Consider the following 16,839-nt stretch of genomic DNA (forward strand, 5'->3'; position numbering starts at 1 on the left):
TACGGCTACCGCACCTTCGAAACTTTTTCTTTGGCCCTTTATCACGTACTCGGAAATCTCCCTATACCAGAATTAACCCACAAATTCTTGTGAGGAGCTGAAAAAATATGGCGGCCCAGCTTATCCTTCTCCATCTTAATTTGGCAGACATTGCTGGTTTTCCTCCGTAATTCGTATTTCATTCTTCCATAGCAAAAGTAACTCTTGATCTTCGTACGGTATTACGTGGGGGCTGATGTCCAAAATATCCGCCCAATGCCCTGGGCATTCCTCTTGATCGACGAAGTAACAATAGATCAAACCTTCCATATAATCGACAGCATCGTTATAGTATCTCTCGCGGAAATCGTACAATTCCAGTCCGCTTAAATCTTCGTATGACATTGGCAGGGTGCTGAAAGTATCCGGAATTGGACCGATACCAAAAGAAAGGTCGTAGAGATATAGTGTGCCTTCGTAATCCAGAAAGTTTACACAATGCCCATCATAGAGTCCAAACCTATATGCTTTTCGTGTCTCCTCCCGCACATCATCGAAACCAGAGCCTTCGCCGAACCAGCGCGGGCAAGGATAGGCTGAGTCAACCTCCTTCATTTCCAGAAAAGATACGGTTGGATAGCTACCGGTGGGCTCGTCGCGCCCCAGCCCAGGATCGAAGAAAATGGTGTGATACCACTTGAACTCGATGAACATATCAGAAGGCCACAGTTCCCAACAACTCCTCTCCACATATACGCCCTGCGTAGCGCAAGCATCATAGAAAACCTCTTTCATTCCTCCGCACATGCCTTCTCCATAGCAGAGCACGTCATCGGTGGTATAGCCCGGATTATCCCCGCAATACTTGATCACTCCCGTGGAGACAAATCCCTGGAATATAGCATCAGCTATCGCCTTGTCATTTATTGGCTCAGGCAGGGCGTCACACCAATCAGTAGTCCAGACTACCAACGGAAAATAGAGGTTCGGCTCTACTGGAGGCTTGTTCAGTCTATAGATCTTATGGGTGGAGGAGCCTATTTTTTGCCATGGATTTAAGTAAGTCTTGTAGCCCCATGTCCACAGGACGTCCTCGACCCCGATTGTATTTGCCAAAGGCTCCAGCGTTTTCATCGTTACTACCTGCGAATATCCCCCATAGAAAAAAGCCAGCTCCGGTCCTAGTCCACCCAAACTGCCCTTCGCTGCGACTACGGCAGCCGACACCGTCCCCCATCGTAACCGAAAGATCACTTTTACGGTCACATAAGAACCCCGTGCATAGGCAGCCGATTCAGCCAAAATCTCACCCGTACATGGGTCCTTAACCGTGATCTGATCTGGATCTTGTCCCCAGCCGAAAGAAATGATATATGGCACGATTTGAGGACCGCCGGAAGTCACGTTTTCACTCCATTCCAGCGCGAGAACGGCTTCATTCGCTGGCACGAGGAAAAAAGCCAGAAACAGGGCCACAATTAATGTCCGCTTTGAAAGAATGGCACCCATCTTTTATCTTCCTTCCTATAAATCGCTTTTCTTTTTGAAGCCCGATCGTGCAACAGGCGCTGTGCGAAAACTTAGCGCCGGCAGCCTCTCAATAAGAATCCGTGCGAATCTTATCCTGTGGCTGAAGCATCATATTCATATGCACTGGTAATTGTCAAGCAAACAATTGATACTTTTCCTGAGATTTCAAGTTAAGATATTGATTTATATTGCTTTAAAAGAGATCATAAAGCGAAATAGTGAAATCAGTGATCCCATTTGACATCCCCCTTTTCCTTTCGATAAAATTTACTCCTCCTTGAGAACCAGACAAAAAATTGGGGGGTGCTATGTATCTGGCGCAGCAGGTGCTTCCTATGCGGAACCTATCGCGTGCCTGACAAATCAGGCGGCGCCTGACGTTGCAGGCTATACGGTCATCGCGCGAGATGGCAGGCGCGCCGCCAACCGGCGCCATGGTCGTGGACCTTAAAGGGAAGCTATGACTCCTCGTTCTGCGAATGGACGGAACAAGGTTCTTCCCCGCACAAATTTTCCGCAGCCCGCTGAGCGGCTGAAGAGGAGGGAGCGAGATGAAACTGTTCACAAAGGCGTTTTTCACTCTAACCATTTCTTCGTTGTTAGTTACCGGCGCAATGGCTCAGGACCTCGAATGGGATAAATGTTTCGGGGGATACAGCGAGGACGTGGGCAGAGCCGTTCAGCAAACCAGTGACGAAGGATATATCGTCGCAGGGTACACCTTTTCCACCGGCGCGGGTGCAGCCGATGTCTGGCTCATCAAGACGGACGCGGGCGGAAATAAGCAGTGGGACAAGACCTTTGGCGGGGTCGAATCCGACTGGGCCACGAGTGTACAGCAGACGCTTGACGGCGGCTACATTATCTCCGGTGTCACCTACTCTTTCGGCGCCGGCGAGCACGACGCATGGCTTATCAAGACCGATGCTCTCGGAAATAAACAATGGGATAAGACATTTGGTGGAAGTCTTTCCGATTTCGGTCACTCCGTCCAGCAGACGCTTGATGGCGGATATATCATGGCCGGAATGCTTGACCATGATTTTTGGTATGGAATAGGCGGTGACTTCTGGCTTATAAAGACGGACGCAAGTGGAAACAAAGTGTGGGACAAGATGTTTGGCGGATACAATTGGGACGAAGCCTTCAGCGTTCAACAAACGGTTGAGGGAGGTTACGTCATCGCCGGCACAACAGGGTCTTTTGGCGCGGGCAGCTACGATGCATGGCTTATCAAGACAGATGCTAACGGAAATGAGATCTGGAATAGAACCTTCGGAGGATCAGGCTGGGATGACGCCTACTGTGTCCGCCAAACCGCCGATGGCGGCTTCATTATCGCCGGCAACATGTGGCCCGTGGGAATGAGTGTCGATTTCTGGCTGATCAAGACCGACGCCGACGGGCACGAACAATGGCAAAGAACTTTCGGCGGCACGGAATTTGACAAAGCGTATTCCCTTGAATTAGCTGCCGACGGCGGCTATATCATGGGAGGGTTCACTTGGTCGTATGGAGCAGGCACGATTGATCTTTGGCTGGTCAAAACCGACGCCAGCGGGCTGAAGGAGTGGGACCAGACGTTCGGAGCAGCAGCCTTCGATTACGGATACGACGTCGGAACAACGTCCGACGGCGGCTATATCGTCACCGGCTTCACGGAGTCATATGGGGCGGGTTTGGCCGACGTTTGGCTGCTGAAAGTCAGTTCTGATCTAACTCGTATAAGTCTTATATCGCCGGATAATTTGGCCGTCCTAACGGCTCCTCCGAACTTTGAATGGGCGGCGTACGGAGGAATCAGCAATGCCTTTGCCGTCGACCTGAGTTTCTTGTCCGATTTCACGTCGTTCTATTCAACCTATGAGCATCTCCACCAGATCATTTACGGTGACACCTGGACCATGCCTCCCGGAATCTGGAACAGGATTCCGACGGGGACGCCGATATACTGGCGCGTTCGCGGCGTCGATCTCGACCATGACCCGTTGACCGTCATCACCAGCGACGAGGTCTGGTCGTTTAATAAAGAGTAGCAGGACAGCATAAGTAGACAGCGAATCAGTCTACAGTCCACAGTCCACAGTCTGCAGGGAAGGAATTTTTCGATCCGCAGACGGCGTCCCGGAGCTCGATCCGCAGATTGCGCTGATCCCGGATCGGGTCCGGGACAAGCTTTCACTGATTGAAAACAAAGACTCATTCGACCACGAATTCGCACGAATTGAGCGAATTCAAGAGGAACATCCTTGGACCACGGATTAGCACGAATTTGAAAAACAGCTAACAACCCTCGGTCCATAATTCATCCCGCGAGACGCAGGGCGGAAACGATTTACGATCCGCTGATTGGGCAGATTCTTGAGGATGATTGGAACCGCCTGACCTGCCACGCTTCGCGTGGTGAACGCTGATGAACGCCGACAAGAGAGGCGGACTTCAGGCGGTGGGCTTTAGGGATAGGAACAGCCCAACAATCCCATTATCTTCCCTCAATCTTAAAATCACTGCGCATATCCCCATGTAATTTCTCAAATCTTCTTCAAACAGTTTATAATAGTACAGTCCAAGATTATTAATGGTCTCTGAATCCCACCAAGTATTTATTAACTCATGCTAAGCGTTGTCAATATCTCCAAGGTCTATGGCGAGCAGGTGCTCTTCAGTGGCGTCAATTTCAATGTCGGCGCCCGTGATCGTATCGCCGTCATCGGTCCCAATGGTTCCGGAAAAACCACCCTTTTCGAAATACTGGCGGGTAATGTTGTTCCCGATTCGGGCAGCCTCGCCATGCGGAAGGATGTTACGATAGGCTATGCTCGTCAGGAAATTACGCCTTTCGCCCATGAACGACTGCTTCCCCATGTCGCTCATGCTTCTACCCGGATAGCCGGGCTTGAGCACCGCATTCATGTGCTTCAGGAAGCTCTCACCGAAAACAGCGATGATGAGGATACTGAAGAACTTTTACGCGAACTCGGTGAATTGCAGCATAAATATGAGTTTGCCGGCGGCTACCATGTTGAGCATGAGGCTGAAGAGGTCCTTACTGGTCTGGGATTCAGGGAAATGGATTTCCTCCGACCCTTAAGCGAGTTCAGTGGCGGAACTCTGATGCGGGTGACTCTGGCCAAGCTGCTGGTGTTGAACCCGGATATGCTTCTCCTGGACGAACCCACCAACCACCTCGATTTGGAATCCTGCATCTGGTTTGAAGAATACCTGAAGTCATACCAGGGCGCCGTCATGGTCACTTCCCATGATCGAGCCTTTCTCAATCGGGTAGCCCATAAAATAATTTCCATTGAGAGGGATGACGTTATTTTCTATCGCGGCACCTATGATGATTTTATTGTGGCTCGTGAGCAAGACCTGGCTACCCGAGAAGCTACCGCCCGCCGACAAGAGATCAAAATCAGGAAGGAAATGCGCTTTATCGAGAAGTTCCGTTATAAAGCCAGCAAGGCCGCCCAGGTGCAAAGCCGGATCAAAGCGCTTGCCAAGATCGAACGGATCGAGGTTCCACGGGCGACCCGTAAGATTCACTTCAATTTTCCGGATCCGGAACGGAGTGGGGATGAGGTTATCAGTCTCAATCAGATTGCCAAGTCCTATGACGGTAACGTCGTTTATCGGGACTTGAATCTGAAGCTGCGGCGGAACGATCGTGTTGCGCTGGTAGGTCCTAACGGGGCGGGGAAAACTACTTTGTTGAAAATATTGGCGGGGGTGCTGCCGTTTGATTCGGGAGAACGCAAATTGGGGGCCAATGTTTCCACGGCTTACTACGCTCAATATCAACTGGAGCTTCTGAACCCGGAAAATACGGTTCTGGAAGAACTGCGACGGGTAGCCCCCGGTGAATCCGAACAAAATCTGCGGGGGCTTTTGGGGGCTTTTCTTTTCAGCGGGGATTCCGTCCTCAAAAAAGTAGAGGTTCTTTCCGGAGGTGAGAAAAGCCGGCTTTCTCTTGCTAAAATGCTGGTGTGCCCGGCCAATTTCTTACTGATGGATGAGCCTACCAATCATCTCGATATTGCCTCGCGGGAAATGTTGAGTGATGCCCTTGATGCTTATCATGGCACTCTCTGCTTTATCACCCACGACCGGACGCTTATTCGCGAAGTTGCCAACAAAATCATTGAGATCCGGAACGGTGTTGCTTCCGTTTATGCCGGCAACTATGATGAATTCCTGGCGTGGAAGGATCGAGCGGCCATCCTCGAAGAAGAAAAATCCCTTCCCATCCCCGGTACTTCTGACGCAATCTCGCAACGGGAATTACAGCGCCGGCGTAAAGCCGCTGAAGGTGACTTGCGCAATGATTATTACCGCGTCAGTTCTCCTCTAAAAAAGCGAATAGAGGAAATAGAAGCTGAGCTTGGTAAATTGGAAGCTGAATTCAAGGAATTAGAAGAATATTTCGCGCATCCGGAAGGTTATGGGGATGCTGATGAGCTGAAGGCTGCTACCCGCAGACACGGCGAATTGAAGAAGATGATACCGGAGCTGACTGATGAGTGGGAACGGCTTTCCCTCGAGGCGGAATTGAAGAGACAGGAATTCGAGGAAGCGAAAAAGAAACTGGAAGCAGAGTATGAGAGATAAAAAATACCCAGAGGTGGGATCATCCATTACGCCGGTTGTGGAAAAGGAATTTCCGGTGGAGTCGGAGATGGCAGGCTTGTGAATGTGTATGGCGTGTTGTGGCTGTTTCGGTCGGCAACTACATAGGGAGAGGCAAATGAAGATTCTGGCATTCAATGGAAGCCCGAGGAAAAAAGGAAACACCGAGACCTTATTAAGTGAGGTTTTAATGGGCGCCGCAAGTAAAGGGGCGGAGACTCGGTTGATCTGTCTCAACGAGTTGAACATGAAAGGCTGCCAGGGCTGCGGCGCCTGCAGAAAGAAGCTCGGGGCCTGCGTTCAAAAAGATGACGTGTCGCCGTTGCTTCAGGAAATGAAAAATGCCGATGCCCTTGTCTTTGGGACCCCGGTCTATTGCTACAACGTCAGCTCGCAATTCAAGGCTTTGATCGACCGCTTCTACTGTTTCTATGGAGAGGATGTTGACCCGGCCACGGGCAATAAAGGTGTGCGGGTGTGGTTTCCATCCGGGAAAAGGATTGTGATAGTGACCTCACAGGAAGCTCCCGATGTTTTCGAAACAGTCCACAACTGGCTGAGCCTGCTCGGGTATTTGTTGAATGCCGGCGGCATGGAATTTATAGAGCATTGCGCTTCTGAGAACAAAAGAAATTCGGCGCGGGACAATCCAACAATTCTTTCTCAGGCAAGGGCCGTGGGAGAATCACTGGTAAAAAGCTCTTCTTGAAAAAGGAGCCTTCCACTAATCGAGATCTGTCACTTCTGTCACTCTGGCACAATGAGCATGCGTCATTGCGTCAGGAAGGAGGAGCAAGGAGTCTTACCCGATTCGTTTCCTTTGTAAAAAGTGTAGACCTGACACTATTGTCTTCCCCCGAAGTGAAAGGACCCGATGCTCACGCCGTCTCTTGGCGCTTTGCAGTCTGGACTTTTAGTTTCAAGCGCAACGCTCGGATTACTTTTAGGACGGTGGCAAATTCAGGATTGCCCTCCGGAGAAAGAGCCTTATAAAGACTTTCCCTTCCCAGTCCAGTCTCACGCGCAATCTCTGCCATGCCTTTGGCGCGAGCTATATCGCCCAAAACAGCAGAGATTAAAGAGGGGTCTCCCTCCTCTAACGCAGCCTCAAGATAGGCAGCCATATCTTCTTCGGTTTTAAGATTCTCCACTACGTCCCATGGACGAGTTATTGTCTTCTTGCGTTTCATGTTAGTCCTGTCTCCTGTCACTTGTCTCTTGTCTCTTGAGTAACCTTTCTCCCGCACCTTGCCGCCACGAGGAGTGCGGCCCGGCCGGGAGACCGGTAAAATCTACTTACAAATTCCGCGCCAGTTCCCGCGCAATGAGAATATCTCTACCTTGCGTGCGCTTGTCTCCGCCCGCGAGCAGAATCACCACTTCACGTCCTCGATGAGTAAAATACACGCGATAACCAGCAGCGTAGTCAATGCGCAGTTCGGAAACGCCCTCGCCGACCGGTTTGACATCTCCCGGATTCCCCCAGCGATAAACGTCGAATACGCGTATTGATACGGGCGCGGACCTCCTTGTCTCGCAGGGAATCGAACCATTGCGCGAATTCGTCTGTCTGGCGCACTTCAATCACACTCTGATTGTATCCCAAAGGATACTGAAAAGCAAGTCGTCGGATTTCCACTGATTAAAAATCGCCTGCCACGCGTCTCAGCGGGATCACGGGGCTTCGCGTGACCTCTAGCGGGAATCCATTTTAAGGTGTTTTATCCGCAGATTCCGCAGATTCTTGAGGAGTATTGGAACCGCCGATGAACACCGATGAACGCCGATGTAGGGGCACGGCGCGACGTGCCCGTTAGCACGATTGGAAAAACGGGGATTCAGGGATGGGTTTTGGATAAGATTCCTTTGAACAGGAGGTCGCAGAGGGAACGGAGGGAGGAGACATGGGAGCGGGCTAGTAGCATTCTCCCGCACGGGATTACCGGCCAGCGCTGATTTGACTTTCCGTTTTCCTTCCGATAGAATTTAGTTCTTCCAGGGAACCCACAGAACAAACATGCGGAGGGCGTTATGCATTGGATGCGCCGGACACTTGTCGCTTTTGCCGTTCTTCTTCTCATTTCCTCTCCTGCGATTGCGAAGGCCGCAAAGACAGAATAGAAGTAAGGATTTGAGATGTCTTCTTGTGCATTGTCTTTCTCTGCGCTCTTCGCGTCTCCGCGGTGAAAAAAGCTTTTATAAAAACAGCCTTGAATTAGTCACTCTAATTGGCCTTCTAGAATATTCGTTTTTGAGAATCAAAATGCCATATCGCAATTATCTTGGACAGCAGTGAAGAAACCTTTCAAATCCCGCGCCGCGCGGAATTATCTGATGTTCCGCTTTCGAAAATTATCTTGGACAACAGTGTCCGCATGAAGAGAATTCGGGAGATTGAAGGAAGTTTCGACTAAGAATGGGATTGACTCGGGCCGGCGTAATGGACTCACATATTCTGTATAAGAGTCTCGCAAAATATTATGACAAGTTGAACTCTCACGTTGATTATGAGGGCGAAGCGAAATTTGTCCTGGAGATGGCGAAGAAACATGGCGTCCGCCGGCACGGCAGCTTGCTCGACGTGGGCTGCGGAACCGGGAATCATCTTCGGCTTCTCAGGCAGCATTTCGACGTTATTGGAGTCGATGCCAATGAAGGAATGCTCAAAATAGCCAGAGAAAAGCTTCCGCAGACTCCGCTATCCGTCATGGACATGAGAACACTGCAACTCAATAAGAGATTCCAAATAATAATCAGCATGTTCGGCGCGATAACTTACAATCGGAATCTCGAAGAATTGTCGCAGACTCTTCTGAACTTCAAGAATCATCTCGAGTCTGGAGGAATAGCGATCATAGATATGGAGTTTTGTAAGGAGTACTGGCTCGAAGGAAAAACGTGGATCACGACCGTAATCGAAGACAACTTCACCCTTGCGCGGATACATACATCAACCGCTGAAGGAGATGTCTTTCCTTACCGGCCGCTCTTTTTGATCAACGATAATGGAAGGATCGATTTTCAAATCGATGAGCACAGACTCAGCATCTTCAGATTGCGAGATGTTCTGGAGATGCTGGACGAGCATGGATTCCGGACTACCGCTTACCATGGCTTCAGCCAGACCTCATGGAGCGAAGAAAACCCCGGCAGGCCGGTACTTGTTTCTTCGCTGCCGGGGCTATAGAGCGCGGTTTGATGATAGAATCTAACCGGCACGGGCGTTAGCCCCGAGTGATTTTAAGTCCGAACAATCATTTCCTGCCGAACATGGGGCGGCTCAGAGGCTTGCAAATAGGGGCTTTTTAGTGTCCTTTGTTAGCATCCGGATTTGACTTTCCGTTTTCCTTTCGATAGAATTTAGTTCTTCCAGAGAACCTACGAAAGAACTAATGGAGGGTATTATGCACAGGGCACGGCGAATACTTCTTGTTCTTGCAGTTCTTTTTTTGATTTCCTCTCCTGCGATCGCCACCACGTATTATGTGCCGGATGATTTCAGTACAATTCAGGCGGCGCTCGATGCGGCTACTGGCGGCGATATTATCGTTGTCCGTGACGGCACCTATACGGGTGCCGGAAACAAGAATCTCGATTTCAAGGGAAAGGCGCTGACACTACAATCTGAAAATGGACCGGAGACGTGCATTATTGATTGCGAAGGGAGCGGAAGGGCATTCTACTTTCACTCAGGAGAAGCGTCGACATCCATAATAAACGGCTTCACTTTTATGAACGGTCGCGCAAATTATGGTGGCTCTATATATTGTTCCTCATCTTCACCAACAATCTCGAATTGCTATATTCGCGGAAATGCCGCTGATATTGATGGCGGCGGAATTTACTGCCGGGACTCCTCTTCTCCGACAATAGGCAACTGCACAATCGATGGGAACTCAGCTCTCAATTATAATGGCGGTGGCATTTATTGCGTGTTCTCCTCATCGCCAATTATAACCAATTGTATTTTCACGGAAAACTGGACTAATCATAGTGGTGGGGGAATCCATTTAACCGCCGGTTCATCCGCGAAAATCAGCAACTGTATCATCAACAATAATGTCGCCCATATTTATCATGGCGGTGGCATTGTTTGTGCTGACCATTCTTCACCAACTATTCTTAACTGCACTATCAGCGGAAATTCTGCTAGTAGTCAAGGTGGTGGTATTTACTGCAGGGACCCCTCATCACCGATTATTAGTAACTGTACAATAAGTGATAATACCGCTGGGGTTACATCCGGAGGGCTTTATTCGGAGAATTCCTCACCTGCTGTGAATGGTTGCATTTTTTGGCAGGATGCTGCACCTACTGCACCTGAGATAGGCCTTTATCTTTTTGCTTCAGTTACTGTAGCTTTTAGTGACATCGAAGGCGGTGCGATGGCTGTGTATGCGGACTCCGGCTCTACATTGGACTGGGAATCTGGGAATATAGATGCCGATCCGCTTTTTATGGGCGCTAGTGACTACCACTTAAGCATTGGCTCGCCCTGTATTGATGCGGGTATTGATATTGGTATATATGAGGATATAGACGGCGATATCCGGCCACAAGGCGAAGGCTTTGATATCGGAGCCGATGAATTCGTATTTGCTCCCTCCCTGTTACAGATAAATCTCCAATCGCCCACCGATGGCAGCATCTTATCTGCTCCTCCCATCTTCACTTGGATTGCGGACGCTGGCGAAAGTAATGCTTATGCGGTCGATTTCTCATTGCCGCCCCTCGTCCCATTCTGGTCCACATATGAAAACATGCATCTGATCATCTATGACACCACGTGGACAATGCCGCTTTGGATGTGGGACCGAATTCCATCGGGGAAGCGGGTTTACTGGCGAGTGCGAGGCGTGGATTTGAGTCTTAAGCCGCTATCGGTCATAGAGAGCGATGAGGTCTGGTCGTTTTATAAGGAGTAAAGGGCGGTTTCTAGGGTGAGAGAGCGTGAAATGCTGGATACGTGCCACATAAAAGGTGCGTGCTCTTTCAAGTCAATGAGTAATCGAAGCATCTTCAAACATTCTCTTCTATTTCTCACGTTGCTTCTAGCCTTGCTGCCACCCCTTCTGCTTTCACCTGAAACTGTGACCGCGGATATTCTGAAGACGGGACAGGGGCTGGAATTTAAAGGGAAATGTCTTGGAGTGAAAGGAAAATATCTCCATTTCCGAACAGAAGAAGGAATAGTGCTCAAGTTTAGCCCTGACAAAGTGTCTGTTGAAATTGAAACCACTCCCGATGACGCCCCTTCTGATTCTCCACCGGTTGATGCCAAGGCAATGCGAGAGAATGCGACAGTACCGGAGGATGTTCCCTATACAGTTACGGCGTCGACGAGTGAGTATGAGGAAGTGGTTCTGCAAACAGGTGGCACGGTGAAAGGTTTGATCGAATCTATCACTGATGAAGAGTTGGAAATGAGTGTCATAACCGGTAAAAGCTCCATTGCCAATGCGACTTTTCCGATAGATCAGATCTGTGGAATCAAAAGGCTCACAGAGTCTTCAAGGGAGAAATTGAAAGAGAACATTCAATGGATAAGGCGGACCGGACCTGGCGGAGAGTCATTTAAAAGAGTTGGTCAGCCCGAACGTGGTTATGACCCAGTTGTTGGTGAATGTTGGAAACTCACGACCGCACATTTTCACATAGCTGGTGAATCTGCTGAATCTTTTATCAGGGCCATTGCACTGAGAATGGAGCAGATGTTTGAGGCATATCATTCCTATTTCAACGTGCCAGTGTCAAACGAGCCTTTTGTAAAGATTCTGATTTTCCCTTCATACACGAAATATGCCAGGTCTATGGAAGCAAACAAGCAATTAGCTTCTCCCAGGGTTGCGGGATTTTATGTGCCTGACTTGAATATGATTGTCACTCATCAAGAATATGAAAACTTTGCTGCTGAGGCTGAAACTTACGTATGCGCAATTGCTGAGATTGAAAGAAAGATCGCGTCACTTCGTGAAGTGGTAGACGCCATGGATGGTACAGCTTTAACTGAGGCAAAAGAGGAAAGACGGGACATCGCTGAGCGAGAGCGGGCAATCAAGAAATATGCAGATGACCAGATATACAGGCTTAATGAGAATAGCAAGGATATGGACCCATCTGAATACAATAGGAGAAGAGATCAGATAGAGGAGTGGAGGCGGAAGGAATTAGATGCAATCAACAAGGAATGGCGGCTTTCAAAGGAAAACTACGGTCGCACCCAGGAGTCGATTAGGGAACTGGATATCCTCATTTCGCAGAGAGAGTCTCTCCTGGACAGGGAAAGGAGATTCTGCCGGAGCTTACTGATAGAATTCGAAAAGAGTCAACTCCAAACACTATACCATGAGGCTTGGCATGCTTATGTCGATCATGTCATTAAAAGGGATCAAGAGAATGCTGGGCTTCCCCTTTGGTTGGAAGAGGGCTTGGCCGAATTTTTCTCGAACAGTGAAATAAACGTCGCAGAAGTTCTTGTCCCCAGAATAGCCAAAGGTCGGCTGATTACTCTAAAACTGGCGGGGAACGATGGTCTTATTCCTCTCAGGCAACTGGTCCGATACACCAAGAAAGAGGGGTATGCCGAACAAGCAGAATTATTTTACGCTCAATCCTGGGGATTCATCTATTACCTGAACGAAAAGTTTGATTTGAGAAACGAAGATCTTCTGCTTCAGTATATAGACGATTTGGAACAAGAGGGGGATCCAATTAATGCTTTCGAGAGCACTTTCGAAATGAACTTGGATGTAATAGAAAAGGACTTTAAGGCCTGGATTCTCAGCCGTCCGATTGAGTAACGGTGTGAAGAGATACAAAGGGGGCACGTCTACCCATACGGATCATCACGTGACGCTAAGAGATGTGCTTGACCTTTGACCATGGACGCGGAGAAGATTCAAGACCTGGAAATTTCTTTATAGCCACCGGTTCAGCGAAAAAAGAACAGCAACCAAAGATGAGGAAGAAGATCAAAGACGGTCAGCAAGCTCAGGATGTTGTTAATAGTTAGACCTGACCCTCTTGTTTTCCTAAAAGGAATGGATTTGAATTAATAGGTCGAGAATGACGCCAAAGTGGGAAAAGATAGCGATACTTACTTCTGCGCTAGCTGCGTTTGTTGCCGCTGTTGTGGCTGCATACCAGGGGTGTTTAACACGTGAAACCATCCAGATTTCACAAGCCACGACTCGCCCTTTTATTGTAATAGAGCCAGCGTCGCAACCTCACAGCCTTGACGTAATAGTTCTACGAGCAAAGAATACTGGTCCAGTGCCTGCTCGTGTTCTATATGAGTCCGGAAAAACTTGGGTGGCATCAAAGCCTTTAAGAACAGCTGTTGATTCGGCGTCTCACCACGTTTTATATCCGACGGAGGCAGTTGTACTATCGGAAATTACCCTTGGTTCTCCTCAGTTAATATTGGAGGGAAAACAAGACCTCCGTATCGGATTCTGCACTCTCTATGAATCCATAAGTCCAGGAGATACTAGAAGGTGGGTGGCGGAGTCTTGGTTTTTCTTTAATCCAAAAAACAGAAAACTCGAGATTTGGAAAAGAGATGAAGGTTCAGAAAAGGCTGATGTGTCTGCTTGCCATATTGACGAATTGATTCCAAAGGAATGGTTCGAATCTTTGGAGCCACCTTGGAGAAATAGAGAGTAGAAGTCCGAACTATGCCTTGCAGCTGACGGGACCTCCTCTGCGCTTCGTTCCCACAACTGAGAGCCACATTCGGTAAAGAGCGAGAAAAGCAACGAACCCACAGCTATAAGATGAAAATGGCGGCACGGAAAGTCCTTCTTAGAACTTTGAACATTGAACCGAAACTTGACAATCTGGTTGAATTTTAGGGGTTGACGGCGGACGAGATAGCGACCGTCAACAAGACGAGCAATCATTTTCGAGAATTATTAGAACTCATAATCAGAGGTTGATGCTATGGGTCACGAGAGAGTCGGAAGATTGCCGAAGTCTCAGTGTTGGCGCAATATAGTTGATACTATCGCCGCGTCAGCATATTCTGCTGAGCCTCTCACGGCTACTCTTGCAGCCAAGACGATCGAAAATGTTAAACATCGCTTTTTCGCTATTCATAAGGATAAAGGGGTCCAAGCCGCTTTTGCCTACCTGATCTCTCTTGCTACTGACCATCTTCCGGAAACAGAAGGTTTGGCTTCGCCTGAGACTCGACTAAACGAAAATCCCTCCCCAATAAGGCTGGCGAAGCAACTGAATGAATGGGTAAGGAAACACGCAAGTTCGAACGAATACGCGGAAATCGCCTGTCGAGCAGGCGCTGACAGTATAGCTGAATGGACAAAAGCAAGTAGTCGTCAGAGGAGCCTATTTGACGACAGCATGGATGCCAAGACCGTTTGGTCGAAGTCCGCTAGTGCAAGAGGCTTCTGCGAGGTAGCACGGACTTTCTTTGCTAGTTTTACAGAACGTTATCTACGTTATTTTCTGGAGCGCGAAGCATCCGCGACTTTGCCTTCGCTGAAGGCTCGCGAAGAGTTTTCGAAAAACCTTCACACACACATAGATAGTGTTTCAAAACATGCTTTTGAGACTTCCAAGATCACCCAATCGTTCGCAGCTGGGTGGTTCAATAATCATGCCCTAAAATCACGACCATCCGATAGAGAGATCGAAGGCTTCCTTGCGATTGCATTTGGCAAGATCCAAGAGGAAATGCAGAGAGAATCGACGAAATGACTGCAAGAGCGGGCCGACATATTATTCTTGGGAATGGAGCAGAAGGCCCAGAGAATGTAGTCAATCCGTTTGTGCTTAATTATCTGGACGGTCGAGGGCCCGTTAACGTTCGTATAGGACTGCAGCGCTTAGTGCGTTCAGTCTATCATCTACCTCCGCGCATTTTAGATTTGCTGGAAATCGCCGGTTACGTTTTTGCCGCTGACCGCAGCATCTCTAGGGGACGCAATGATTTGGTGGAGTATCATTCATGGTCCCGTTCCATCGAATTCCATATTCGCGTTAGAGACTGTGAGTTCTGGTCGCAACATCTCGTGACAGAACGTCTTCGGGAAGTTTTGAAGTTCATGACCGGTGATGCGGAATTTTCTTTTCACTTTCAACCTGGCCATTCCACTGAGCCTACAAGCTTGTTTGACCTTCCCGAATGCCGTATAGAGCCAAAAGCTGGTGAACCAAATGTATGTCTCTTCTCCGGTGGCATTGATTCTCTTTGCGGAGCGCTTGATCTACTCGCACACGAGGACAAGGAGGTAATCCTAGTGAGTCATCAGTCGCAACCCGGGACTGTGCGAACACAGAAGAGCCTTGTGGATGCGCTCGACCGACTTTATCCCCGTAGAGTTGCACATTTCAAGTTTGAGTGTACTCTAAAGGGAGCTCGCGCAGATGAAGAGACACAGAGAAGCCGCTCGTTCTTATATACAAGCGTGGCTTATGCTATAGCTTGGGCCTACGGACAGAAACGTATTAATGTTTTCGAGAACGGCGTTACAAGCATAAACCTAAGGCGAAGAGAGGATCTGGCAAACGCCCGCGCAAGCAGGACCACCCATCCTCAGACAATGGCTCGGATGGCCACGCTCCTTTCCTTAATCGATGGACAACCATTTGAAATCGCTCTTCCTTATCTCTTCTCGACAAAAACGGATGTCATTCGAAAGCTCGCGTCGGTTGCCGAAGATTTGCTTGCAAGTTCTGTATCCTGCAGCCGTACTGTTAAAAAAAGAGACACAACACACTGCGGTCACTGCTTTCAATGTATCGACCGAAGGATCGCATCGTACGCAGCGGAAGCTGAGACAATAGACCATCGGGGTTTGTATATGACAGATATAGTATCAGATCACATTGACGATCGAGAAGCGAGAAACATTATGATCGATTATATTCGTCAAGCGAAATCGTTTTCAGAAGATTCTGCAGACAAATTCTACGAGGAATATCTTAGTGACCTAGCCGAATGTCTCGATTACCTGCCCTTAGATTGCCTGGACCAAGAAAAGGTCTGTCGAATATGGGATCTCTTCAGAAAACACGGAAACCAGGTTCGGGACGGCCTAAACAGAATCAGAGCGCTTCATGAGGATGTGTTCGAATCCCTGCCTGAACATTCCCTTCTCCATCTCATCTCTCTCCGTGAATACCTGAAGCCAGAGGTTGAAAGGCTCGTAGCAACTATCTGCAAGACATTGCAATCACCGATAGCGGAAATGTTCGCTCGACATCGTCCTGTTGACGAACCAGATTTGAATGAAAAGCTAGGGGCATTCCTCCGAAGTCACGAACCAAAAATCCGAAGCGAACATCCCAACGTATCGTTTGCCTGCGCTAGAGTCATTCCAGATCATGGTTCCATAGAGGTAGACTTATTAATAGAAGCAAAATATATAAGAGGCAACACCTCTCCATCAAAGGCAACAGAGGGTATAGCTGCTGATCTTACGAAGTACCCTGATCAGGCTTACATTCTTTTCATTGTTTACGATCCAGAACATAAAATTCTGGACGACAATGCTTTTTGCAAAGACATTCGAGCGAAAAGGCCGAGTAGAGTATTGATAATTCGATAACAGAGTTGGTAAGAAAAAAAGACGAGAAAGATGGAGGGTCATCTCTAAAAACCAAAGTCAAGAAAAAAATCTCCTTTTCCCTCCTTAATTACCATCTTTTGATTTTGGAGGGCATCCATAACGCAAGCGCCGA

Annotated in this window: 11 protein-coding genes and 2 pseudogenes; 10 read left to right on the forward strand and 3 right to left on the reverse strand. The window is 48.6% G+C overall.

Annotation, left to right across the window (positions count from 1 at the left end; all coding sequences use genetic code 11):
- Positions 1-135 precede the first annotated feature (135 nt).
- Entirely contained in the window at positions 136-1,488 is a 1,353-nt protein-coding gene (locus C4520_00445; protein ID RJP26634.1) for a hypothetical protein, read from the reverse strand.
- Positions 1,489-2,060: 572 nt separating this feature from the next.
- Between C4520_00445 and C4520_00450 the strand changes: the two are divergent.
- The 3 genes and pseudogenes from C4520_00450 to C4520_00460 all read left to right on the forward strand — a co-directional run bounded on the left by C4520_00450 (position 2,061) and on the right by C4520_00460 (position 6,844).
- Positions 2,061-3,224, forward strand: a pseudogene (locus tag C4520_00450) (hypothetical protein).
- A gap of 898 nt (positions 3,225-4,122) precedes the next feature.
- Positions 4,123-6,117 carry an ATP-binding cassette domain-containing protein gene (locus tag C4520_00455; GenBank protein RJP26635.1) on the forward strand — a complete coding sequence of 665 codons (1,995 nt, stop codon included), beginning with the start codon at positions 4,123-4,125 and terminating at the stop codon, positions 6,115-6,117.
- Between the two features lie 82 nt (positions 6,118-6,199).
- On the forward strand, positions 6,200-6,844 hold the full coding sequence (locus C4520_00460) for a flavodoxin family protein (GenBank protein RJP26636.1): 645 nt from the start codon (positions 6,200-6,202) through the stop codon (positions 6,842-6,844).
- Between the two features lie 169 nt (positions 6,845-7,013).
- Here C4520_00460 and C4520_00465 read toward each other — a convergent pair whose 3' ends face one another.
- Positions 7,014-7,325, reverse strand: coding sequence for a putative addiction module antidote protein (locus C4520_00465; protein RJP26637.1), 312 nt, complete (start codon positions 7,323-7,325; stop codon positions 7,014-7,016).
- Between the two features lie 106 nt (positions 7,326-7,431).
- A pseudogene (locus tag C4520_00470) lies at positions 7,432-7,720 on the reverse strand (type II toxin-antitoxin system RelE/ParE family toxin).
- A 191-nt stretch (positions 7,721-7,911) separates the two neighbouring features.
- Here C4520_00470 and C4520_00475 point away from each other — a divergent pair.
- The 7 genes from C4520_00475 to C4520_00505 all read left to right on the forward strand — a co-directional run bounded on the left by C4520_00475 (position 7,912) and on the right by C4520_00505 (position 16,706).
- Entirely contained in the window at positions 7,912-8,091 is a 180-nt protein-coding gene (locus C4520_00475) for a hypothetical protein (protein ID RJP26638.1), read from the forward strand.
- Positions 8,092-8,551: 460 nt separating this feature from the next.
- A complete protein-coding gene (locus C4520_00480; GenBank protein ID RJP26639.1) occupies positions 8,552-9,322 on the forward strand; it encodes a class I SAM-dependent methyltransferase in 771 nt (256 codons plus the stop codon).
- A gap of 205 nt (positions 9,323-9,527) precedes the next feature.
- The gene (locus tag C4520_00485; protein ID RJP26640.1) at positions 9,528-11,060 is read left to right on the forward strand and encodes a hypothetical protein; all 1,533 of its coding nucleotides are present in this window, start codon (positions 9,528-9,530) and stop codon (positions 11,058-11,060) included.
- A 30-nt stretch (positions 11,061-11,090) separates the two neighbouring features.
- Entirely contained in the window at positions 11,091-12,935 is a 1,845-nt protein-coding gene (locus C4520_00490) for a DUF1570 domain-containing protein (protein RJP26641.1), read from the forward strand.
- A gap of 265 nt (positions 12,936-13,200) precedes the next feature.
- A complete protein-coding gene (locus tag C4520_00495) occupies positions 13,201-13,800 on the forward strand; it encodes a hypothetical protein (GenBank protein RJP26642.1) in 600 nt (199 codons plus the stop codon).
- 276 nt (positions 13,801-14,076) lie between these two features.
- Positions 14,077-14,853, forward strand: coding sequence for a hypothetical protein (locus C4520_00500; GenBank protein ID RJP26643.1), 777 nt, complete (start codon positions 14,077-14,079; stop codon positions 14,851-14,853).
- Positions 14,850-16,706 carry a hypothetical protein gene (locus C4520_00505; protein RJP26644.1) on the forward strand — a complete coding sequence of 619 codons (1,857 nt, stop codon included), beginning with the start codon at positions 14,850-14,852 and terminating at the stop codon, positions 16,704-16,706. The genes C4520_00500 and C4520_00505 overlap by 4 nt, the downstream gene beginning before the upstream one ends.
- Positions 16,707-16,839: the final 133 nt, after the last annotated feature.

This window comes from Candidatus Abyssobacteria bacterium SURF_5 (assembly GCA_003598085.1).
Taxonomy (GTDB): domain Bacteria; phylum Abyssobacteria; class SURF-5; order SURF-5; family SURF-5; genus SURF-5.